This window comes from Paraburkholderia sp. BL10I2N1 (assembly GCF_004361815.1).
Lineage (GTDB): Bacteria > Pseudomonadota > Gammaproteobacteria > Burkholderiales > Burkholderiaceae > Paraburkholderia.
In genome coordinates this window covers 3,253,042-3,275,170 of sequence record NZ_SNWA01000001.1, presented here as the reverse complement: position 1 = coordinate 3,275,170, position 22,129 = coordinate 3,253,042, and the positions used below count along the sequence as shown (strand labels likewise).

The window sequence follows — 22,129 nt, the reverse complement described above, 5'->3', positions numbered from 1 at the left end:
GACGATTAGTCCACGTGGTAGTTGGGGGCTTCCTTCGTGATCTGCACATCATGCACGTGCGACTCGCGCATGCCCGCCGACGTGATTTCCACGAACGACGCCTTGTCGTGCATTTCGTCGATCGTACGGCAGCCGCAATAGCCCATGCTGGCACGGACGCCGCCGATCAGCTGGAACAGGATCGCGTTGACCGAGCCCTTGTACGCGACGCGGCCTTCGATGCCTTCCGGCACGAGTTTGTCGATGTTCGCGGAGTTGTCCTGGAAGTAGCGATCGGCGGCGCCGTCCTTCATCGCGCCCACCGAGCCCATGCCGCGGTATGACTTGTACTGGCGGCCCTGATACAGGAACACGTCGCCCGGCGCTTCTTCGGTGCCGGCAAACATGCTACCCATCATCACGGCGTTCGCGCCGGCGGCCAGAGCCTTGCTGACGTCGCCCGAGAAACGCACGCCGCCATCGGCAACGACCGGCACGCCAGAGCCCTTGAGAGCATCCGACACGTTCGCGATCGCGCTAATCTGCGGCACGCCGACACCCGCAACGATGCGCGTCGTGCAGATCGAGCCCGGGCCGATACCGACCTTGACGCCATCCGCGCCGTATTCGACGAGCGCCTTCGCGGCATCCGCCGTGGCGATGTTGCCGCCGATCACTTCGACATGCGGGAAGTTCTTCTTGACCCAGCGGACGCGCTCCAGCACACCCTTGCTGTGACCATGCGCCGTATCGACGACGATCACGTCGACGCCGGCCTGCACCAGCAGTTCCACGCGCTCTTCGTTGTCCGCGCCGACGCCCACCGCTGCGCCTGCGCGCAGCTTGCCGTGTTCGTCCTTGCAGGCGTCCGGGTGTTCGGTCTGCTTGGTGATGTCCTTGACGGTCATCAGGCCCCGCAGTTCAAACGAATCGTTGATGACCAGCACACGTTCCAGACGGTGGCTGTGCATCAGCGCCTTGGCTTCAGCGAGCGGCGTGCCTTCCTTGACCGTTACGAGGCGCTCGCGCGGCGTCATGATCGTGCGGACCGGATCGTCCAGACGCTCCTCGAAACGCAGGTCGCGATTCGTGACGATACCGACGAGCTGCGCGCCCTCGACGACCGGAAAGCCCGAAATGCCATGCTGCCGCGACAGCGCGATCACGTCGCGCACCTTCATCTGCGGCGGAACCGTGATCGGATCGCGCACGACGCCCGACTCGAAACGCTTGACCTTGGCGACTTCGCTGGCCTGTTCGGCCGGCGTGAAATTCTTGTGAATGATGCCGACACCGCCCATCTGCGCCATCGCGATAGCGAGGCGAGCTTCGGTGACCGTGTCCATGGCGGCGGACACAAGCGGCATGTTCAGGGAAATATTACGGGTCAGCCGGGTCTTGAGGCTGGCGTCGCGCGGCAGAATGTCGGAGAAGGCCGGGACAAGGAGCACGTCATCGAACGTGAGTGCTTTTTGGATCAGACGCATGGCAAATCCTATAGGCGCAAAAGCGAATTATACGCGATACCTCCCCGGTTTTCACTGCGCGAACAGCAGCTTAGCGAATTTTCGATGATTTTTTCTCGGTTCCGGGGCGGTCGATTTCGGTTCACCGTTCGGGTCGCTTTCGATCCGGTTTCGTTTGCGCGTTCGGACACACAGCGCAGGATTGAGCTCGGTGCGGCACTTCCGGGGAAGCGCAATGCAGGATCGAACAAGACGGGCACTCCCCCTGCCATGTTAACCTGCGCGCCTTTCCAGCAATTCGATTCGAGGTAGCAATGCAGCGCGGTGTGGCATATGGCGTGATGGCCGGGGCTTTATGGGGTATGGTTTTTCTGGTGCCGCGGCTACTGCCCGATTTTTCACCGCTGCTGCTCGGTGCGGGCCGCTACACGATGTATGGCGTCGTTTCGCTGGTCGCCGCGCTGCCGGCCGCGCGCTCGCTGCTCGCCCGCCTGAGCCGCGAAGACCTCCGCGCACTCGTCACGCTGGCGCTTGCCGGCAACATCCTTTACTACATCCTGTTGACGAGCGCGGTGCATATGATCGGCATCGCGCCGTCGTCGCTGATCGTGGGCGTGCTGCCGGTCACCGTGACGCTGCTCGGCCGGCGCGACCACGGCGCCGTGCCGCTCGCGCGCCTCGCGCTACCGCTTGCCATGGTCGTCACCGGCATCGCCTGCATCAATATCGATGTCTTCACGGTCGACGGCGGCCGCCCCGTCAGCGTCCTGACGAAACTCATTGGCCTCGCCTGCGCAACCGGCGCGCTGGCCTGCTGGACGTGGTTCGCGGTCGAAAATGCCCGTTATCTGCAGCGCAACACCCGTTTTAGCGGCAACGAATGGTCGCTGTTGTGGGGTGTCGTGACGGGCGGGCTTGGTGCGGCGCTCTGGGTCGTGATCGCCCTGTTGCCTTCCGGCACGCTCCAGGTGCCGCTCGCGGACCAACGCTGGCATCTGTTCTGGATGCTGAATCTGGTACTGGCGGTCGGCGCGTCGTGGCTCGGCAATGGGCTGTGGAACGCCGCGTCCAAGCGCCTTCCGCTGACGCTGTCAGGTCAGTTAATTGTGTTTGAGACGCTTTTTGCACTGCTCTACGGCTTCATCTACGACCACCGGATGCCGAGGCCGCTCGAAATGGCCGCCATCGCTCTGCTGGTGGCCGGCGTGAGCTGGTCGGTGCGGCAGCACGCGGATGATGGGTCGGACAGCACAACCATCGAGGAAAAAGCGCAGGTGTCGGCGCACTGATCCGTCGGGATCCCGCCAGCGGGTGGCGGGTGGCGGGTGGCGGATGGCCAACATTTTGCCGCTGCAGCGGCGATCCATGCCCAGTTCGCGACCGCTAGCGACTCCCGGCCAGCCCGGGGCAGCCAGGCGCTAGCGTGAATCCTTCGGCAGCCACTTGCGTCCTTCGATCGAGCCCTCCTTACGGGTTTTCTCGACGCGGCGCTGGCGCGCCGACTTGGGATCGACAATCAGGGGCCGGTAGATTTCCACCCGATCGTACTGCGCGAGCACCGTGTCCATCGGCTTGAGCTTGCCCAGGATGCCGACCTTCTGCTTCGCGAGATCGATCTCCGGATGGCGCGCAAGAATGCCGCTGGCGACGATTGCCTGCTGCAACGTAGAGCCCTCGGGCAATTCGAGCGGAATGAGTGTCTGCCCTTCGGACAGCGCATAGCAGACTTCGATCGACAGCATCGCGCTCATGCCTTGCCGTAGCGCTGGTTGGCGCGCTTCACGAACGATTCGACGAACGTGTTCGCGATGTGGCTGAACACCGGCCCGATGAGCTTCTCGAGAATGATGCTGGAGAATTCGTAGTGCAGCGCGAACTCGATCTTGCAGGAGTCCGCGCGCAGCGGTGTGAAGCGCCAGAAGCCGGTGAACTTGCGAAATGGGCCGTCCGCGAATTCCATATCAATACGTGTCGGCCGCTGCTGGGTATTGTGCGTGGCGAAATGCTGCTTGATGCCCTTGAAATTAATGTCGATTTTGGCTTCCATCCCGTTTTCGTCCTGCCGTCGGATTTCGACTCCACCGCACCAGGGAAGGAAATTGGGGTAGTCGGCCACGTCGGTGACAAGGTCGAACATCTGTTCCGCCGAATGGCGTATCAACACGGTTTTCTGGACATCTGCCATAAATTCCACGACGCGTGGCAAGAGTGGACAAGCGCCGCGGGCTTTCCTTGCCCCGCTTTGCTAAAATCGTGATTTTAAACGAGTTGGGCACTTTCCATTCATGAGCATCATCGACAACAGAAAAGCCTTCTTCGACTATTTCATCGAAGAACGCTACGAAGCGGGGCTCGTGCTCGAAGGATGGGAGGTCAAGGCGCTGCGCGCCGGGCGCGGCCAGATCAAGGAAGGCTACGTCGTGATCCGTAACGGCGAGCTGTTTCTGATCGGTGCGCACATCAGCCCATTGCCGGAAGCCTCGACGCACATCCATCCCGACCCCGTCCGCACGCGCAAGCTGCTGCTGCACAGCGAAGAGATCAGCAAGCTGATCGGCAAGGTCGAGCAGCGCGGCTATACGCTGGTGCCGCTGAATTTCCACTACAAGGGCGGCCGGGTGAAATGCGAAATCGGCCTCGCGAAGGGCAAGAAAATGCACGACAAGCGCGACGTCGAGAAAAAGCGTGACTGGGAACGCGAAAGAGCGCGCCTGATGCGCACGCCAACGTAAATGGCCGCTGTTCTACGCTGAAGATAAAAAAGCCCGCACTGCGATTGCGTGCGGGCTTTTTTGTGGCGGTCCGGAGCGTCCGCGGCGGCGTTTGCGCCGCGGACACCTCTGGTTAGCGCGCCTCGGCTGTTTTCCCACGATTCACGATCGTCAGTGCCGACGCGATCATCGTGCTCATGTCCGCCAGGTTGCCCGGCACGATCAGCGTATTGCCCTGCTTCGCCAGATTGCCGAATGCGTTCACGTATTGCTCGGCAACCTTGAGGTTCACCGCTTCCATACCACCGTTCGACTGTATCGCCGCCGCGATCTTCTGGATCGCCTGTGCGTTCGCCTCGGCTACCGCGAGGATCGCCGCCGCCTGCCCCTGCGCCTGATTAATCGCGGCCTGCCGCTCGCCTTCCGACTTCTGGATTGCCGCCTCGCGCCCGCCCGACGCGATATTGATCTGTTCCTGCTTGCGCCCTTCCGACGCTGCGATCAATGCGCGCTTCTCCCGCTCGGCCGTGATCTGCGCCTGCATCGCGTGAAGGATCTCCTTGGGCGGCGTCAGGTCCTTGATCTCATAACGCAGCACTTTCACACCCCAGTTCGCCGCCGCTTCATCGAGCGACGAGACGATGCTGTGGTTGATGAAATCACGCTCTTCGAACGTCTTGTCGAGTTCGAGCTTGCCGATCACCGAGCGCAACGTGGTCTGCGACAGTTGAGTGATCGCGAATACGAAGTTGCTCGATCCATACGACGCCTTCATCGGATCGGTCACCTGAAAATACAGCACGCCATCGACCTGCAACTGCGTGTTGTCGCGCGTGATACACACCTGGCTCGGCACTTCGAGCGGAATCTCCTTGAGGATGTGCTTGTAGGCGATTCGATCGACAAACGGCACGACGATGGTCATGCCCGGCGTGAGGGTCGCATGATAACGGCCTAGCCGCTCGAGCACCCACGCATGCTGCTGCGGCACGATCTTGATGGTTTGCGCCGCGATCACGATCACGATCAGCAGTACCACCGCCCCGACGATAGTCATATCCATCCTTGCACTCCTTATTATGTTTCGAATGGTTCAATCCACAGGTCGCGCTCAGGCCCGTACAGGCTGCTTTTTTGCCGCCACGATCAGACAGCTTCCGCGCAGCGCGGTAATCTCGTAGAGCCGCGCGTCTTCGGGTTCGCCCGGCGCGAGTTCGACGTCCCAATCCGCGCCACGATAACTGGCGCGAGCCCGTCGATCGTGCCAGTCCGACACGGTCAGCGTCGCACCAATGTCCAGGATCACGTCGGGATTGCGCGACGCGTCCTTGCGCACCCTGCGGCCAAAGCGCGAACGTCGCAGCAGGAACACCGCCGCCGCCGCGACACCCGCAGCGATCGCCAGTTGCGGGTCCAGACCGATGCCCGCCCAGTGCGCGATCCCGGCCGCGACGAAACCCAGCGCGACCATCAGCATATAGAAGGTACCGCTGAACAACTCCAGTACGACGAGTACACCGGCACCCAGCCACCAGAACAGTCCACCTGTTGCCACGTCGGTCTCCCAAAAGCAAAACACCCCGGTTATACCGGGGTGTTTATAGCACGAACGCGAGGCGCTTTTTCAACGCCTCACACCCCGCCTACTTCGTCGATGACTTCGCCAGCGCCTGCCACGTCTCGATGACCGTGTCAGGGTTGAGCGAAATCGAAGCGATGCCTTCGTCCGTCAGCCATTGCGCGAAGTCCGGATGATCCGACGGGCCCTGACCGCAGATGCCGACGTACTTGTTCAGACGCAGACAGGTTTCGATCGCGCGCTTGAGCATGAACTTGACGGCCGGGTCGCGCTCGTCGAAATCGACGGCCAGCAGTTCCATGCCGGAGTCGCGGTCGAGGCCAAGCGTGAGCTGCGTCAAGTCGTTCGAACCGATCGAGAAACCGTCGAAGAACTGCAGGAACTCTTCGGCGAGGATCGCATTCGACGGCACTTCGCACATCATGATCAGGCGCAGGCCCTTCTCGCCGCGCTTCAGGCCGTACTTCGCCAGCAGCCCGACGACGCGTTCCGCCTGCTTAAGCGTACGCACGAACGGCACCATGATCTCGACGTTGTCGAGGCCCATCTCTTCACGCACCTTCTTCAGCGCGAGGCATTCCATTTCGAATGCCTGCGCGAAGTCGTCAGCGATGTAGCGCGACGCGCCGCGGAAACCGAGCATCGGGTTTTCTTCGTCCGGCTCGTAGCGCGAGCCACCGATCAGCTTCTTGTACTCGTTCGACTTGAAGTCCGACAGACGCACGATTACGGGCTTCGGATAAAACGCCGCGGCAATCGTTGCGATACCTTCGGTCAGCTTGTCGACGTAGAACGCGCGCGGCGATGCGTGACCGCGTGCCACGCTTTCGACGGCCTTCTTCAGATCCTGATCGATGTTCGGATACTCAAGGATCGCCTTCGGGTGCACGCCGATGTTGTTGTTGATGATGAATTCCAGGCGCGCGAGGCCCACGCCGGCATTCGGCAACTGCGAGAAGTCGAACGCGAGTTGCGGGTTGCCGACGTTCATCATGATCTTCACCGGAATCTGGGGCAGTTCGCCACGCTGGATTTCGGTCACTTCGGTTTCGAGCAGGCCGTCGTAGATCTTGCCCTCGTCACCTTCCGCGCACGACACCGTGACGAGTGCACCGTCCTTCAGCACATCGGTCGCATCGCCGCAACCCACGACCGCCGGCACACCCAGTTCACGCGCGATGATCGCCGCGTGGCAGGTACGGCCGCCACGGTTCGTGACGATCGCCGATGCGCGCTTCATCACCGGTTCCCAGTTCGGGTCGGTCATGTCGGCGACCAGCACGTCGCCCGGCTGTACACGCTCCATTTCCGACGGATCGTGAATCACGCGAACCGGACCCGCGCCGATCTTCTGACCGATCGCGCGGCCCGTCGAGATCACCTGGGACTGGCCCTTCAGCTTGAAGCGCTGCTCGACCTTGCCCGCGGCCTGGCTCTTCACCGTTTCCGGACGCGCCTGCAGGATGAAGATCTTGCCGTCGCGACCGTCCTTGCCCCACTCGATGTCCATCGGGCGCTGGTAGTGCTTTTCGATGATGACCGCATACTTCGCGAGTTCGATGACGTCTTCGTCGGTGATCGAGAAACGGTTGCGCTGCTCGTGCGTCACGTCGACCGTCTTCACGCGGCCCGCTTCGCCCGTCTTCGTGAATTCCATCTTGATGAGCTTCGAGCCGATCGAACGGCGGATGATCGGGTACTTGCCCTGTGCGAGGGTGGTCTTGAAGACGTAGAACTCGTCCGGGTTGACGGCACCCTGCACGACGGTCTCACCGAGGCCATAGCTCGACGTGATGAACACGGCGTCCTTGAAACCCGATTCGGTGTCGAGCGTGAACATCACGCCAGCCGCGCCGACGTCCGAGCGCACCATGCGCTGCACACCCGCCGAGAGCGCGACTTCAGCGTGCGTGAAACCCTTGTGGACGCGATAGGAAATAGCGCGATCGTTATATAGCGACGCGAAGACGTGCTTCATGCGATCGAGCACATCCTCGACACCGACCACGTTCAGATAGCTTTCCTGCTGGCCGGCAAACGAAGCATCAGGCAGATCTTCTGCCGTGGCCGACGAGCGGACAGCAAACGAGATTTCTTCAGGCGAGCTGTTCTGGAGCGTGTCGAAGCCTGCGCGGATTTCCTGTTCGAGACGCGATTGCAGCGGCGCGTCGACGATCCACTGACGGATCTCCTTGCCCGCTTCGGCAAGCGACTTCACGTCGTCGACGTCGAGCGTCTCGAGACGTTTCGCAATGCGTTCGGTGAGATTGTTGTGCTGCAGGAAATCGCGGAATGCGAGCGCCGTCGTGGCGAAACCGGTCGGCACGCGCACGCCTGCTTCGGCGAGTTGACTGATCATCTCGCCCAAGGAGGCGTTCTTGCCGCCCACGATCTCCACATCGGTCATCCGCAACTGCTCGAACGGAACTACATACGCCTGATCCTTTGTGACGTTGACTGCGTTAGTCATACAAGCCCCTAAGTGTGAAAAAAATTCACGGCTGTGCAAGTGGGCTCGGACGCGGCCGCCTGTAAGAAGCGGTGACGCGTCTTGCACAACCTGTTGGAGAAGCAATCGCGTTTCCATCCATCTGCGGGCGGCGGGTTGCGGCCTCAAACGTGCGCACGAAGCGCGACGAAACAGAAAATTCCGCGAACTTGAAGCGATTCCGCAAGCGATACGAACAAAAAGCGTGACGATGAACGTCCGATAGCTAGGTGTTCGGCGCGGATTGCCCGCAATTGCTTATCCAACAGGTTGCCGCTATTCTACCGTGCCGATTCCCGAAATGTGGCAGTCGGCCGAGAATTGCGCCTCGAAACGCGCCCCGGGCCGCCAGGCTAGCCTCAGCGAGAACTCAGTCGAGACCTGGCGGGGCTCCGAGTCCGCTCCGGGAACGTGTTTTCTGGCGTCCACAGCGCGCTGTTGCGACGCCGCTGCGAGCGGTCAATCGCCGCGCAGCGGTTTCTGCGGCGATGTTTTCTTCGAGTGCCTGGCCGCGCTCATGTTCCCTGCCCTACGATGCCGCCAACCGTATTCATCGTCTCCGACGGTACCGGGATCACTGCCGAAACTTTCGCGCATTCGATCCTCTCCCAGTTCGACCAGAAATTCCGCCTGGTCCGAGTGCCTTTCGTCGACTCGACGGAAAAGGCCTATGCCACGCTCGAAAAGATCAACGAAGCCGGCCTGCATGAAGGCCGTCGTCCGATCGTGTTCACGACGCTCGTCGACAGTTCGTCAAACCAGATCGTCAAGGACTCGAACGCGCTCGTGCTCGACATGTTCCAGACCTTCGTCGAGCCGCTCGAACTGGAACTGGAGTTGAAGTCGAGCCACGCGATGGGCCGCGGACACCAGAACGCGGACACCGAGGAATACAAGAACCGCATCGAGGCGATCAACTTTTCACTCGCCCACGACGACGGCCAGTCGAACCGCAATCTCGCCGACGCGGATGTGATTCTGGTCGGCGTGTCACGCAGCGGCAAGACGCCGACAAGCCTCTATCTCGCGATGCAGTACGGCGTGAAAGCAGCGAACTATCCGCTGATTCCGGAAGACTTCGAGCGCGCGAAGCTGCCGACGCCGCTGCTCGGGCATCGTCAGAAAATGTTCGGCTTATCGATCGATCCGCAACGTCTGTCGGAGATCCGCAATGAGCGGCGGCCCGGCAGCAAGTACGCAGCGCTGGAAAACTGCCGCTACGAGATCAACGAGGCGGAAACGATGATGCGGCGGGAAGGTATCAAGTGGCTGTCGTCGACGCACAAGTCGATCGAAGAGATTGCGACGACGATCCTGCAGGAAATCAAGCTGGACCGTGCGTCGTATTGATGGACAGACGCGTGGCGCGCTGACCGAAGGTCACGCTCCGCGCTGCTGACGGCACTGTTCGAAGAGACACACAGCGGCGGCCGCCGCGACATTCAGCGATTCCATGCCGCCCGGCTGCGGAATCGTCACGCGGTGCGTGACTGCGGAGCGCCATGCGTTCGACACGCCCGCCCCTTCATTGCCGAACACCCAGGCGAGCGGCCCGGACAGATCGCAATCGTAGATGGCCTGCGCGCCGTGCGAATCGGTGATCGCGACCGGCACGGCAAGCCGCGCGATCAGCGGTTGCGCCTCGACATCCTCGTGAATCCGCAGCAGAAAATGCGCGCCCATCGCCGAGCGCAGGACCTTCGCCGACCACGCGTACGCCGTCCCCGGCACGCAGAACACGTGCCCAATGCCTGCGGCCGCGGCACTGCGAAGGATCGAGCCGACATTGCCCGCATCCTGCACACCGTCGAGCACGACGCACGTTTCATTCACCTGCTCTGGCAGCGGCGCGTCGATCTTTTCGACAAGCAGCAGAATGCCCACACCGTGGACCACATTCGACAGTTGCCCGAAGAGCGCGTCCGGCAGCGTGACGACACGATGCTCGTCAATGCGCGAGACGATTGCCTGCGCTTCTTCATGACGCAACGCGCCCTCGGTCACGATGCAGGTTTCCGGCTGGCCAGCGGCATCGAGATATGCGCTTGCCAGGTGGAAGCCTTCAAGCAGCGCGTGGCCGCTGCGGCGCTGCTGATGCGTCGAACCGGCCAGAGCCCTCAGGCGTTTGTAGAGCGGATTGTCCCGCGACGTGATGGCTTTCACAGGCAGTGAAGACGTTAGGAGAAGAACGGAAACCGGAACGCCGTTGACCGGGCGTCAAAAGGCAGGCGCGCTGTCGTCAAAGGCGTCGTCGAATGCATCGTTGCGCAAGGCCGGCAGCACGACCGGCACATTTCCCGGCACTTTGACCTGCAGGCTCATGCGTGCATGCGCCTCCCGCACCGGCGCAAACGAGCGCCGATGATGCTCGCACGGCCCATGCGCGAGCAGTGCAGCGAGATGTTGCGGCGTGCCGTAGCCCGAATGCGCATCGAAGCCATACATCGGAAAAGCCTGATGCAATTCGAGCAGCATGCGGTCGCGGGTGACTTTCGCGAGGATCGACGCCGCCGATATGCTTTTCACCAGCGCATCGCCACCAATGATTGCCTCGCTCCGGATACTCAGCACCGGGCAGCGATTGCCGTCGATTTTCACGAGCGTCGGAGTGACGACGAGCCCCTCGACCGCGCGCTTCATCGCCAGCATCGTCGCGTGCAGGATGTTGAGCGTATCGATTTCCTCAACCGAAGCCGATGCGATGCAGTAGGCCAGCGCCCGGTCGACGATCTTGTCGTACAGTTCGTCACGCTTTTTTGCGGTAAGCGCCTTTGAATCGTCCAGGCCGCGAATCATTGGCCGGTCGCGATCGAAGATCACAGCAGCAGCCACAACGGGCCCGGCCAGCGGCCCGCGCCCAGCCTCATCGACACCACAGACGATCTCCACCGGCGAATCGAAATTCAGACCCGCCTGGATCGCGGCCGCGCCCGAAGCAGCAGCCTTGCGGCGCGGAGCGCGGGCGGCCGTCACCGGCGCCCCCTGCGGGTGTCGATGACGCTCGCCACCACTTCCGCGGCGCGCTGGGCCGTATTCTGCTTCAGCACGTGATGCATTTCCGTGAAAATTTCCGTGAGCGTGCTCCGGTTGGCCTCGTCGCGCAACTGAGTCAGCGTGGCCTCGGCCAGCGCCTCGGGCGTCGCGAAATGCTGGAGAATTTCCGGTACCACGAAGCGCCCGGCCAGAATGTTCGGCAAGCCGACGTACGGCAGATAACCCTGCCGGCGCATGATCTGGCCCGTGAGCCACGGCACCTTGTACGAGATCACCATCGGCTTTTTCAGCAGCGCGGCTTCGAGCGTCACCGTGCCGCTTTTGACGAGGATCGCATCGGCGGCGGTCATCGCAGTTTGCGACTGGCCGTCGGTGATCGTCAAGGCGAGGCGCGGATGCGCGTCCACGAGCGGCTGCAGCAGTTCGCGCAGCACAGGCGTCGCCGCCGGCATCACGAAACGCACACCGGGTTCACGCTGCTGCATCAGTTCCATCGCATCGAAGAACGTCGGCCCGATCAAACCGATCTCCGAGCGCCGGCTGCCCGGCAGCACGGCGATCACTGGCCCGCTTTCCGGCAGACCGAGCGCGCGCCGCGCGCCGGCCGTATCGGGCACGATCGGGATTTCGTCGGCGAGCGGATGGCCGACGTAGGACGCCGCCACCCCCGCTTTTTCTAGCAGCGCCGTTTCGAAAGGGAACACGCAGAGCATATGGTCGACCGCTTTCGCGATCTTCTTGATGCGGCCGCCGCGCCACGCCCAGATCGAAGGGCAGACGAAATGAATGGTCGGAATGCCTGCGTCACGCAGCGGATGCTCGAGGCCGAAGTTGAAATCGGGCGCGTCGACGCCGATGAACGCGTCAGGCGGTTCGGCCAGCAACTGGCGCTTCAGCTCGTTGCGAATGCGGAGGATTTCGGGAATGTGCTTCAGCGCTTCGACATAACCGCGCACGGTCAGCTTTTCCATCGGCCAGTGCGCGTCGAACCCGGTTGCGATCATGCGCGGACCGCCGATGCCATAGTACTGCGTAGACGGCGGCAGACGGCTCGACAGACCGTCGAGCAGCGACGCCGCCAGCAGATCGCCCGATGGCTCGCCGGCCACCATTGCAAGCCGCAGCGGGCGGGGTTGCAGCGCCATCGGTCAGCGGATGATGCCGCGCTGCGACGCTTCGACGAAGTCGACCAGCGCCTGCACCGGAGCGTCGCCGTCACCGCCTGCGGACGCGAGTTCGCGCAACTGCACCTTCGCCTCTTCGAGCGACAGTCCGTTCTTGTACAGCAGACGATAGGCTGCGCGCAGCGCCGAGATCGCGTCAGCCGAAAAACCGCGGCGGCGCAGACCCTCGACGTTGATGCCGTGCGGCTCCGCCTTGTTGCCGGCGGCGATCACGAACGGCGGAATGTCCTGTACCAGTGCCGACGCGCCTCCGAGCATCGCATGCGCGCCGATGCGCACGAACTGGTGCACGCCCGACATGCCGCCGATGATCGCATGGTCGCCGATCGTCACGTGGCCCGCCATCTGCGCATTGCTCGACAGGATCACATTGCTGCCGACGCGGCAGTCGTGGCCGATGTGCACATACGCCATGATCCAGTTATCGTCGCCGAGCGAGGTCACGCCCGCGTCCTGCACCGTGCCGGTGTGGATCGTCGTGAACTCGCGGATCATGTTGCGGTTGCCGATCTCGAGCCTTGTCGGCTCGTCCTTGTACTTCATGTCCTGCGGCCTGCCGCCGACCGACGCGTAGTGGCCGATACGGTTGTCTTCGCCGATCGTCGTGTGACCTTCGATCACGCTATGCGACCCGACTGTCGTCCGTGCACCGATCGTGACGTGTGCGCCGACGATGGCATATGGCCCGATTTCGACCGACTCATCGAGCTGCGCGCCCGACTCGATGATCGCAGTGGGATGAATCCTGCTCATGCGCCCTCGCTTCTCATTCTGTTGCGTTGTCTGGATTGCGCTGCGACTTACTGGCCGTCGTCCGTTTGCCGGACTGCGCACATCAGGTCGGCTTCCGCCGCCACCTGGCCATCCACCTCGGCACGAGCCTTGAACTTCCAGATACCGCGCATATGCCGCTCGAACTTGACGTTCAGGATCAGCTGGTCGCCCGGTTCGACTACACGCTTGAAGCGCGCGTTGTCGATACCAACGAACAGATACAACGTATTGTCCGGATCGTGTGGCTCTTCCGCGAACGTCAGGAGCGCGGCGGTCTGTGCGAGGGCTTCCAGAATCAGCACGCCGGGCATCACCGGACGCTTCGGGAAGTGGCCCATAAAGTACGGTTCGTTGATCGACACGTTCTTCAGCGCTTTGATGTTCTTGTGCGGCTCAAGTTCGAGCACCCGATCGACCAGCAGGATCGGATAGCGATGCGGCAGCAGCGTGAGAATCTTATGGATGTCGAGATTGATTTTTTCGTTGCTCATGGTGTTTCTGTTCACGCACGGTCTGCGCGATGATGACTGCGGATGCTTATGCAGGCAGGTTGATAACGCATGCGGCCGTCGCGTTACGCCGGTTGCCCCGACCCAGGCGGCGTCTCCTGCCACCTGGCCAGCAACCAGTACGCGTAAGCCGTGCTCCTGCTGTTACGCCTTGTCGCCGGAAGCACTCCCGGCAACAGTGGCTTCCAGCGCCTTGATTCGATCCCGCAGCTTGTCGAGATTGCGCAGCAACGCCGCGCTCCTGTTCCAGGACGCATGGTCGACGGCGGGGAACGCGCTCGTGTACATGCCGGGCTTCAACAGTGACTTCGACACGCCGGACTTCGCCGTCACGATCACATGATCGGCCAGCGTCACGTGTCCGGCAATGCCTACCGCCCCGCCGATCATGCAGTGCCGGCCAATCGTCGTGCTACCGGCAATGCCTGCGCAACCTGCGATGACGGTGTAAGCGCCGATCCTGCAGTTGTGGCCGATCTGCACGAGATTATCGATCTTCACGCACTCTTCGATGATCGTATCGGCCATCGCGCCGCGATCGATCGTCGTGTTGGCGCCGATCTCCACGTCGGGCCCGATCGATACGCCGCCGACCTGCGGAATCTTGACCCAGTTACCCGTGCGCGCGTCGCCTTCCCCGGTGAAATCCGGGGCGAACCCGAAACCGTCCGATCCGATCACGGCGCCCGCATGAATGATCGCACGCGGACCGATCCGGCAGCCGTTGTAAACCGAAACGTTGGGATACAGATGCGAACCGTCGCCGATCTGGGTGCCACGCCCGATAACCACGTTCGCATCAAGCCGCACGTTCTCGCCGATCACGGCGCCCGCTTCGACGGTCACATTGGGACCGATCACCGCGCTTGCCGCGACTTTCGCCGACGGGTCGATCGTCGCACCCGGATGTACGCCGGGTGCGGGCTTCGGGGCGGCAAGATCGATGAAAGCTTGGGCAAGGCGCGCGAAGTAAGCGTAAGGATTCGGCGTGACGATGAAGTTACGACCCTCGCTGGAAGCGAGCCTGGCGAGGTCGCCGGCATTGATCAGCACGGCGCCCGCACGGGTTGTCTCCACCTGCGACAGATATTTCGGGTTCGCGAGGAATGCCAGTTGTTCCGGGCCAGCCTGATCCAACGGCGCCAGGCTGCCGACGCGATGCGCCGGGTTGCCAACTACTTCGCCGCCAAACCGCCGTGCAACTTCCTCGAGCGTAAAAGCCATGCGTGTGCTGCTCCTGCGTTTCAGTTGGCGTTGTTCGACGCCGCCAGTGCCTTCAGCACCTGATCCGTGATATCGATGCGCGGGCTGACGTAAACCGCCTCCTGCACGATCAGGTCGTAATGCTGCTGCTCGGCAATCTGCTTGATCACCTTGTTCGCACGATCCAGCACCGCCGCCAGTTCCTCGTTGCGACGCTGGTTCAGATCTTCGCGAAACTCACGCTGCTTGCGCTGGAAATCGGTGTCCAGTTGCGACAGGTCCCGCTGTTTCTGTGCGCGGTCTGAGGCTGACATCGCCGGGCCACTCTTGTCGAGCGAATCGGACATCGATTTCAGACGCTGTGCCATGTCCTGCAGATCCTTGTCGCGCTTTGCAAACTCGGCTTCGAGCTTGGTCTGCGCCGCCTTCGCCGCCGTCGACTCACGCAGGATCCGGTCGGAATTCACCGCCGCGATCCTGGCTTCCTGCGCCTGTGCCGCAGCGCTTATGCCGAGTGTCATCGCCAGCGCCAGCATACACATCGCTCGTTTCGAAAACATACCGGTTAGCAAAGTCATCCTCTCGATACTGTAAGTGATTCCGGACTGCGCGCTCAGAATGCCGTCCCGATCTGGAACTGGAACTTCTGGTACTGGTCGCCGTCGTGTTTCTGGAGCGGGAAGCCAAGGCTCAGCTTGAGAGGCCCAATTGGCGAAATCCAGGCAAGACCCACACCGTAGCCATAGCGCAGCCCGTTCGCACCGGTCGAGTTGGCGGAAGCGCTGGCATCCGCCCACACGTTACCGGCGTCGAGGAACGTGAACACCCGCAGCGTGCGGTCATACCCCGTACCCGGAAGCGGGAACGTCAGCTCGATGTTGCCGACCACCATCTTCGAGCCACCGATCGGGTCATTCGTGGTCTTGTCGCGCGGGCCCAGCGAGCTTGGCTCATAACCCCGCACCGAACCGATACCGCCGGCGTAGTAGTTCTTGAAGATCGGGAACGGCTTGCCGGAGAGGCCGTTACCATAACCGCCCTGCAAGTTGAAACCAAGCACGAAGCCACGCGCAAACGAATAATAGTACTGCGCCTGCAGGTCAGCCTTGTAATACTGTGTGCCGCCGATCGGCGTGCCGTATTCCGCGTTGGCCTGCGTGAAGTAGCCGCGGCTCGGGACGAGCGCGCTGTCACGTGCATCGCGCGACCAGCCAACAGTGAGCGGTACGTTGTTCGATACGCGGCCGAAGTCCTGAACGTATTGCCGGTACGAGGCCGGCGTGTTTGCGTCGACGTCGAGCGTGTTCTGTTCGAAGCCGGCGCCGAAGTAGACGGTATCGACTTCGGAGAACGGGATCCCAAACTTCAGGTCAGCGCCCATCGTGACGATCTTGAAGCTCGAATCCGTCGAGTAATACAGCGGCTCGTAGGTCCGGTAGTAGACGTCCGTGATCCGTTTGATGCCGTCGACCGTGAAGTACGGGTCGACCTGCGAGACCGTCAACGTACGGTAAGTTTTCGCCGTATTCACGTTGACCGACAGACTCGTGCCGGAACCGAACACGTTGTCCTGCGACACGCCCGCCGACAGCACCACCTTGTCGGTCGACGAGAAGCCCGCACCCAGCGTAATCGCGCCAGTCGGCTTTTCGGCCACCTTGACGTCGACGTCCACCTGGTCGGGCGTGCCTTCCACCGGAATCGTCGTCACGTCGACATCGGTGAAGTAGCCAAGACGGTTGATCCGGTCTTTCGACAACGCAAGCCGGTTCGAATCGAACCACGAGCTTTCGAGCTGACGCATTTCACGGCGCACGACTTCGTCGCGCGTTCGCGTATTGCCGACCACGTTGATCCGGCGCACATACACGCGACGGCTCGGATCGACCTGCAGTGTCAGGTCGACCGTGTGATGTTCCTGATCGATCTGCGGCAGCGCGTTCACGGTGGCGAACGCATACCCGTACTCGCCGAGCTTGTCGACGATCGCCTTCGTGGCGGCCTGCAGCTTCTCGGCCGAGAACCGGTCGCCCGCCTTGATCTTGACGAGCTTGTTGAGCTCCGCCTCGCGATCAAGCAGATTGCCCGCGAGCTTGATGTTTGAAATCGTGTACGGCTCGCCTTCGTGCAGCGAGATCGTCAGGTACATGTCCTTCTTGTCCGGCGAGATCGAGACCTGGGTCGACTCGATGCTGAACTCCAGATAGCCGCGGTTCAGGTAGTACGAACGCACATTCTCGAGGTCGCCGGTGAGCTTTTCCTTCGCGTACAGGTCGTTCTTCGTGTACCACGAGAACCAGTTCGGCGTGGACAGCTGCATTTCGTCGAGCAGCGTGCCGCTGCTGAACGTCTTGTTGCCGATGAAGTTGATCTGGCGGATCTTCGCGCTCGGACCTTCGACCACCGAGAACAGTACCGACACGCGGTTTCGGTCTATCGGAGTAATTGTGGTGGTGACCTCTGCGGCATAGAAGCCACGCGTGAGGTACTGGCGCTTCAGTTCCTGCTCGGCCTTGTCGACGAGCGCCTTGTCGTAATAACGGCCTTGCGACAGCCCCACGGCGCGCAGCGCCTTGATCAGGTTGTCCTTTTCGAATTCGTGGATGCCGGCGAAATCGATCGTGCCGATGGCCGGTCGTTCCTGAACCTGCACGACAACGACGTTGCCTTCGGTGGCAATCTTGACATCGTTGAAGAAGCCCGTTGCATACAGCGCGCGAATTGCTTCAGAAGCCTTGTCGTCGCTGAAGGTGTCGCCCTGCTTGATCGGCAGATACGAGAACACGGTACCGGGCTCGACGCGTTGCAACCCCTCGATCCGAATGTCTTGCACCACGAAAGGTGTCGTCGCGTGAGCCACCAGCCCATGCGCGGCAAATGCCGCGGCTACAACCGTCTTTGGAACAAAGCGATGAGGTTTGAACAACGTGCTTCCCCAGTATGTATAGCTGCATCGGGTCGGGCGGTCGCCATCGTGAACGCCGCCAGACACTTTAAAAATGGATTAAACGAGCCAGATCGTTGAAGAGCGCAATCGCCGACAGTGCGACGATGCAAACTAGCCCCGCTCTTTGCAAAACGAGCTGCCAGCGATCGGATACGGCTTTGCCAGTTACAGCTTCAACCAAATAATATAACAGATGCCCCCCGTCCAATACCGGAATTGGTAAGAGGTTTAACACGCCAAGGCTGATACTGACGAGCGCGAGGAACGACAAAAACGCAGACGGACCCAGGCGCGCGCTCTTGCCCGCATAGTCCGCGATGGTCACCGGACCGGACAGGTTCTTCAGCGACGCCTCGCCGACGATCATCCGGCCGAACATCCGCAACGAGTAGATCGCGATGTCCCACGTCCGGCGCACACCGAGTTGGAGACTTTCAACCGGGCCGTAACGCACGTCGACGGACGGCACCTGGGTTGCGAGCGCCGCACCGATACGGCCGACGTTCTGCCCGGTAGCGTCGTCGTGCGACATCACCGGAACGAGGCTGATGTCATGCCGCGTACCCGCCTCGCTACCCTGCGTGCCACGCTCGATCTGCAGCGAGATCGTCTTGCCGGCGTGTGCCTTCACGTATGCGATGAAACCTGTCGCGCTGTCGACCGGTTTGCCATCGACGGCACGCAGACGGTCACCTGCCACGAGACCGGCATGTTGCGCCGGGCTCCCCGGCTCCACACCTGCGACCGACAACGTCCCGCCGCCCGGCTCGAAACCCAGTCGTGTCATGAAGTCGTCGTCGACATCGTGTTCGGTGACGCCACTCAGGTCCAGCGCGAAATCAAACGTGCCGCGGCCGTCCTTCGCGCTGAGCACGACGCGACGCTGATCGAATGCCGCACCCATCAGCTTCCACCGCAGGTCCGACCACGAGCGGACCGATTCGCTTTCGCTGGCGTTAGCATCGCGGATCGAGACGATCTTTTCACCGCCGTCGAAGCCCGCCTGCGCGGCCGGCGTATTCGGCGCCGGGGCCGCGACGATCGCAGCCGGCTCGGTCACCCCGCCTGCAAACACGGCGGCGAACAGCACGATGGCCAGCAGGAAATTGGCGATCGGGCCGGCCGCCACAATCGCGATCCGTTTGCCAACCGACTGCCGGTTGAACGCGCGCGGCAACTCGTCGGCAGGAATGGGCGCACCTTCCTCGCGCTCATCGAGCATTTTCACGTAACCACCGAGGGGGAGCGCCGAGATCGTCCATTGGGTGCCGGTCTTTTTGCTGACCCATTGCACAAGCGGCTTGCCGAACCCGATCGAAAAACGCAGCACCTTCACGCCGCACAGGCGCGCGACGCTGTAGTGGCCATACTCGTGCACAACGACGAGCACGCCTATCGCAACCGCGAAGGCAACGAGTTCGATCAACAGGTTCATGAACGCCTCACTGGACGGCGTGTTCCGTGCGGCGGGCACCCGCCGGCAGGCTGTCGATGAGAGTGGCAGCGGCACGGCGCGCGATGGCGTCGGCTTCGATCACATCGTCGAGTACCGCCGCACTGCGGTTCGGCAACGCATTCAGCACGGCATCGACGACCTGGGCAATCGCCATGAAACCGATCCGGCGCGACAGGAACGCTTCGACGGCAACCTCATTGGCGGCGTTCAGCGCCGCACTTGCGACACCACCTTCGGCCAGCGCTTTCATCGCCAGCGCGAGACACGGAAAACGCGCGTAATCGGGTTTCTCAAACGACAGCGACGCGACCTCAACCAGGTCGAGCTGTGCGACGCCCGAATCGACGCGATCCGGGAACGCCAGCGCGTGCGCGATCGGCGTGCGCATGTCGGGGTTGCCCAGTTGCGCGAGCACCGATCCATCAGCGTACGACACGAGCGAATGGATCACGCTCTGCGGGTGGATCAGCACCTCGATGCGCTCGCCTGGAAGATCAAACAGCCAGTGCGCCTCGATGACTTCAAGACCCTTGTTCATCATCGTTGCCGAGTCGACAGAAATCTTTCGACCCATTACCCAGTTCGGATGTTTGCAGGCTTCGTCGGGTGTGACGTCGACGAGCGTTGACGGTTCGCGTGTGCGGAACGGGCCACCCGAGGCTGTCAGGATGATTTTCGAAACGCCACCATGCAGCGCGGCTTCGCGCGGCAGGCACTGGAAGATCGCGTTATGTTCACTGTCGACCGGCAGCAGGATCGCACCATGATCGCGCACGGCGTCCATGAAGATCGAGCCGGACATCACCAGCGCTTCCTTGTTCGCGAGCAGAATGCGTTTGCCGGCGCGGGCGGCGGCAAGGCTCGGCGCGAGGCCCGCAGCACCGACAATCGCCGCGACCACAGTATCGCAGGCATCGCTCTTCGAGACGTCGACAAGCGCTTGCGGACCGTAGGTCACTTCAGTCTTGCAGCCGGCTTCGCGCAGCTTCGCCGCGACGCTCGCAGCGGTTTGCGCATCCCCGACCACGGCCACTTCGGGCCTGAACCGCACGCACTGCTCGACGAGCTTGTCGCCGTTGCGGTGCGCGGTCAGCGCATAGACAGAAAAACGCTCGGGATGACGCGCGACGACGTCGAGCGTGCTGTCTCCAATCGAGCCCGTGGAACCGAGCAGAGTTAATCTTTTTTGCATGTCTCTTTCTCTAGCCGAGCAGCAGCATCGCGAGCGGCAGCACCGGCAACAACGCGTCGACACGATCCAGCACACCACCATGGCCCGGCAGCAGACCGCTGGAATCTTTCACGCCGGCCTGGCGCTTCAGCATCGACTCGAACAGGTCGCCGACTACGCTGAATACGACCAGCACAGTCAGCGCGATCAGGGCGCGCGGTGCGCCCAGGCGCTCCAGCAGCGCCGAATACAGGGTTGGCTCGAACGCATGCAGGAGCGCGGCCAAAGTGGCGACGACCAGCACGGCGACCCAGCCGCCGAGCGCACCTTCCCAAGTCTTACCCGGACTGATGGCAGGCGCAAGCTTGTGTTTGCCGAATGCCTTTCCCGAGAAGTATGCGCCGATATCGGCCAGCCATACCACTAGCAGCAGCGACAGCACGAATGGCACACCTTCGATGCGGGCGGCGACAAGCGCGTGCCAGCAGGCGACGAACACGACAATACCGGCCACGAACAGGAACAGACGCCACGAGCCTTGCGCCAGCACAGGCTTGCGCAGCAGGACAAACGGCCCGGCCAGCGCCCAGAACACGGTCGCCGCCTGAAACAGCGGCCGGGGCTGCTCGACGCCGGTGCCGAGCGTCGTGCTCGCGACCAGCGCCACCGCGGTCACCAGCGCATAGATGACCGGCCCGGCGCCGCCGAGCTTGAGAAGGCGCGCCCATTCCCAAGCGGCGAAAACGACGACGAACGCGATCAGCGCGCCAAACGCGCCGACCGGCGCAAATAGCGTGACCGGCAAAAGCACAGCCAGCAGAACGATCGCCGTGATGACACGGGTCTTCAGCATGGAAGCGAATCGACGTCGTTCGATTGCGGTTCGAGCTGGGCGCTCGTACGACCAAAGCGACGCTCGCGCTCCGTATAGGACGCGATCGCGTGCCCCAAGGCATCGGCGTCGAAATCCGGCCAGAATGTATCGGTGAAATAGAACTCGGTGTACGCGAGCTGCCACAGCAGGAAGTTGCTGATGCGCTGCTCGCCGCCGGTGCGGATGAAAAGATCAGGCTCCGGCGCGTAAGCCATCGCCAGATGCCCGGCGAAAGCCTCCTCGGTCACGTCGGTGGGCCGGCCTGCAGCCACTGACTGCTCGACCAGCTTACGCGTGGCCTGCATGATGTCCCAGCGGCCGCCGTAATTGGCGGCGATGGTCAGGGTGAGGCGGGTATTGCGCGCGGTTTTCGTTTCCGCGCGACGGATCAGGTCCTGAATGCGTGTATCGAACATCGACAGATCGCCGACGACGCGCAGACGGATGCCGTTTGCGTGCAGCTTGCCGATTTCACGTTCGAGCGCCGTCACGAAGAGACGCATCAGGAACGAGACTTCGTCGTTCGGACGACGCCAGTTTTCGGAGCTGAATGCGAACAGCGTCAGGTATTCGACGCCACGGCGCGCGCATGCCTCGACCGCCGCACGGACCGCGTCGACGCCGCGCGTGTGGCCCGCTACGCGGGGCAGTCGGCGCTGCGTCGCCCAACGGCCGTTGCCGTCCATGATGATCGCGATATGTCGCGGCACTGCTGCGACATCAGGCACGCGAACGGTAGAGCTGGTATAGGTCATGGCCGTCGGGACAGTGACTGCAAACAGAAAGTGAAGACC

General features: G+C 62.2%; 21 protein-coding genes. 3 read left to right on the top strand and 18 right to left on the bottom strand.

The genetic code is table 11. The features are described from left to right. Window positions 1-5 precede the first annotated feature (5 nt). Window positions 6-1,466, bottom strand: a complete 1,461-nt coding sequence (gene guaB, locus B0G77_RS15240) for an IMP dehydrogenase (protein WP_133662877.1) — start codon at window positions 1,464-1,466, stop codon at window positions 6-8. 293 nt (window positions 1,467-1,759) lie between these two features. Here guaB and B0G77_RS15235 point away from each other — a divergent pair, with 293 nt between their 5' ends. Continuing rightward, the gene (locus tag B0G77_RS15235; protein ID WP_133662876.1) at window positions 1,760-2,734 is read left to right on the top strand and encodes a DMT family transporter; all 975 of its coding nucleotides are present in this window, start codon (window positions 1,760-1,762) and stop codon (window positions 2,732-2,734) included. 129 nt (window positions 2,735-2,863) lie between these two features. Here B0G77_RS15235 and B0G77_RS15230 read toward each other — a convergent pair whose 3' ends face one another. Further along, window positions 2,864-3,196 (bottom strand): RnfH family protein, encoded by a 333-nt coding sequence (locus tag B0G77_RS15230; RefSeq protein ID WP_133662875.1) that lies wholly within the window; start codon window positions 3,194-3,196, stop codon window positions 2,864-2,866. Beyond that, entirely contained in the window at window positions 3,193-3,630 is a 438-nt protein-coding gene (locus tag B0G77_RS15225) for a type II toxin-antitoxin system RatA family toxin (protein WP_133662874.1), read from the bottom strand. The genes B0G77_RS15230 and B0G77_RS15225 overlap by 4 nt, the downstream gene beginning before the upstream one ends. Before the next feature lie 100 nt (window positions 3,631-3,730). On the opposite strand from B0G77_RS15225, the gene smpB reads away from it, so the two are divergent. After that, entirely contained in the window at window positions 3,731-4,177 is a 447-nt protein-coding gene (smpB, locus tag B0G77_RS15220) for an SsrA-binding protein SmpB (protein ID WP_133662873.1), read from the top strand. Between the two features lie 112 nt (window positions 4,178-4,289). Here smpB and B0G77_RS15215 read toward each other — a convergent pair whose 3' ends face one another. The 3 genes from B0G77_RS15215 to ppsA form a co-directional block, all read right to left on the bottom strand. Then, window positions 4,290-5,219, bottom strand: a complete 930-nt coding sequence (locus B0G77_RS15215) for a stomatin-like protein (protein WP_133662872.1) — start codon at window positions 5,217-5,219, stop codon at window positions 4,290-4,292. A gap of 48 nt (window positions 5,220-5,267) precedes the next feature. After that, complete coding sequence (locus tag B0G77_RS15210; RefSeq protein ID WP_133662871.1) at window positions 5,268-5,711, bottom strand: NfeD family protein; 444 nt, start codon at window positions 5,709-5,711, stop codon at window positions 5,268-5,270. A gap of 88 nt (window positions 5,712-5,799) precedes the next feature. Further along, the gene (gene ppsA, locus B0G77_RS15205; protein WP_133662870.1) at window positions 5,800-8,205 is read right to left on the bottom strand and encodes a phosphoenolpyruvate synthase; all 2,406 of its coding nucleotides are present in this window, start codon (window positions 8,203-8,205) and stop codon (window positions 5,800-5,802) included. Between the two features lie 552 nt (window positions 8,206-8,757). Between ppsA and B0G77_RS15200 the strand changes: the two genes are divergently transcribed. Further along, on the top strand, window positions 8,758-9,573 hold the full coding sequence (locus B0G77_RS15200; protein WP_133662869.1) for a pyruvate, water dikinase regulatory protein: 816 nt from the start codon (window positions 8,758-8,760) through the stop codon (window positions 9,571-9,573). Between the two features lie 30 nt (window positions 9,574-9,603). Here the strand turns inward: B0G77_RS15200 and B0G77_RS15195 are convergent, their stop codons facing one another. The 12 genes from B0G77_RS15195 to uppS all read right to left on the bottom strand — a co-directional run bounded on the left by B0G77_RS15195 (window position 9,604) and on the right by uppS (window position 22,090). Then, window positions 9,604-10,386 (bottom strand): RNA methyltransferase, encoded by a 783-nt coding sequence (locus B0G77_RS15195; RefSeq protein WP_133662868.1) that lies wholly within the window; start codon window positions 10,384-10,386, stop codon window positions 9,604-9,606. Window positions 10,387-10,440: 54 nt separating this feature from the next. Further along, complete coding sequence (gene rnhB, locus B0G77_RS15190; RefSeq protein ID WP_133662867.1) at window positions 10,441-11,196, bottom strand: ribonuclease HII; 756 nt, start codon at window positions 11,194-11,196, stop codon at window positions 10,441-10,443. Beyond that, entirely contained in the window at window positions 11,193-12,362 is a 1,170-nt protein-coding gene (lpxB, locus tag B0G77_RS15185) for a lipid-A-disaccharide synthase (protein WP_133662866.1), read from the bottom strand. Before lpxB ends, rnhB begins: the two co-directional genes overlap by 4 nt. Before the next feature lie 3 nt (window positions 12,363-12,365). Further along, window positions 12,366-13,154 carry an acyl-ACP--UDP-N-acetylglucosamine O-acyltransferase gene (gene lpxA, locus B0G77_RS15180; protein ID WP_133662865.1) on the bottom strand — a complete coding sequence of 263 codons (789 nt, stop codon included), beginning with the start codon at window positions 13,152-13,154 and terminating at the stop codon, window positions 12,366-12,368. Window positions 13,155-13,201: 47 nt separating this feature from the next. Then, a complete protein-coding gene (gene fabZ, locus B0G77_RS15175; protein ID WP_133662864.1) occupies window positions 13,202-13,666 on the bottom strand; it encodes a 3-hydroxyacyl-ACP dehydratase FabZ in 465 nt (154 codons plus the stop codon). Window positions 13,667-13,828: 162 nt separating this feature from the next. After that, complete coding sequence (gene lpxD, locus B0G77_RS15170) at window positions 13,829-14,908, bottom strand: UDP-3-O-(3-hydroxymyristoyl)glucosamine N-acyltransferase (protein ID WP_133662863.1); 1,080 nt, start codon at window positions 14,906-14,908, stop codon at window positions 13,829-13,831. A 20-nt stretch (window positions 14,909-14,928) separates the two neighbouring features. Continuing rightward, window positions 14,929-15,459 carry an OmpH family outer membrane protein gene (locus B0G77_RS15165; RefSeq protein ID WP_133664154.1) on the bottom strand — a complete coding sequence of 177 codons (531 nt, stop codon included), beginning with the start codon at window positions 15,457-15,459 and terminating at the stop codon, window positions 14,929-14,931. A gap of 41 nt (window positions 15,460-15,500) precedes the next feature. Beyond that, a complete protein-coding gene (gene bamA, locus B0G77_RS15160; protein WP_133662862.1) occupies window positions 15,501-17,813 on the bottom strand; it encodes an outer membrane protein assembly factor BamA in 2,313 nt (770 codons plus the stop codon). Between the two features lie 67 nt (window positions 17,814-17,880). Next, the gene (gene rseP, locus B0G77_RS15155; RefSeq protein ID WP_133662861.1) at window positions 17,881-19,269 is read right to left on the bottom strand and encodes an RIP metalloprotease RseP; all 1,389 of its coding nucleotides are present in this window, start codon (window positions 19,267-19,269) and stop codon (window positions 17,881-17,883) included. Window positions 19,270-19,276: 7 nt separating this feature from the next. Beyond that, on the bottom strand, window positions 19,277-20,482 hold the full coding sequence (locus tag B0G77_RS15150) for a 1-deoxy-D-xylulose-5-phosphate reductoisomerase (RefSeq protein ID WP_133662860.1): 1,206 nt from the start codon (window positions 20,480-20,482) through the stop codon (window positions 19,277-19,279). A gap of 10 nt (window positions 20,483-20,492) precedes the next feature. Then, a complete protein-coding gene (locus tag B0G77_RS15145; RefSeq protein WP_133662859.1) occupies window positions 20,493-21,314 on the bottom strand; it encodes a phosphatidate cytidylyltransferase in 822 nt (273 codons plus the stop codon). Then, window positions 21,308-22,090, bottom strand: coding sequence for a polyprenyl diphosphate synthase (gene uppS, locus B0G77_RS15140; RefSeq protein WP_133662858.1), 783 nt, complete (start codon window positions 22,088-22,090; stop codon window positions 21,308-21,310). Before uppS ends, B0G77_RS15145 begins: the two co-directional genes overlap by 7 nt. Window positions 22,091-22,129 lie beyond the last annotated feature (39 nt).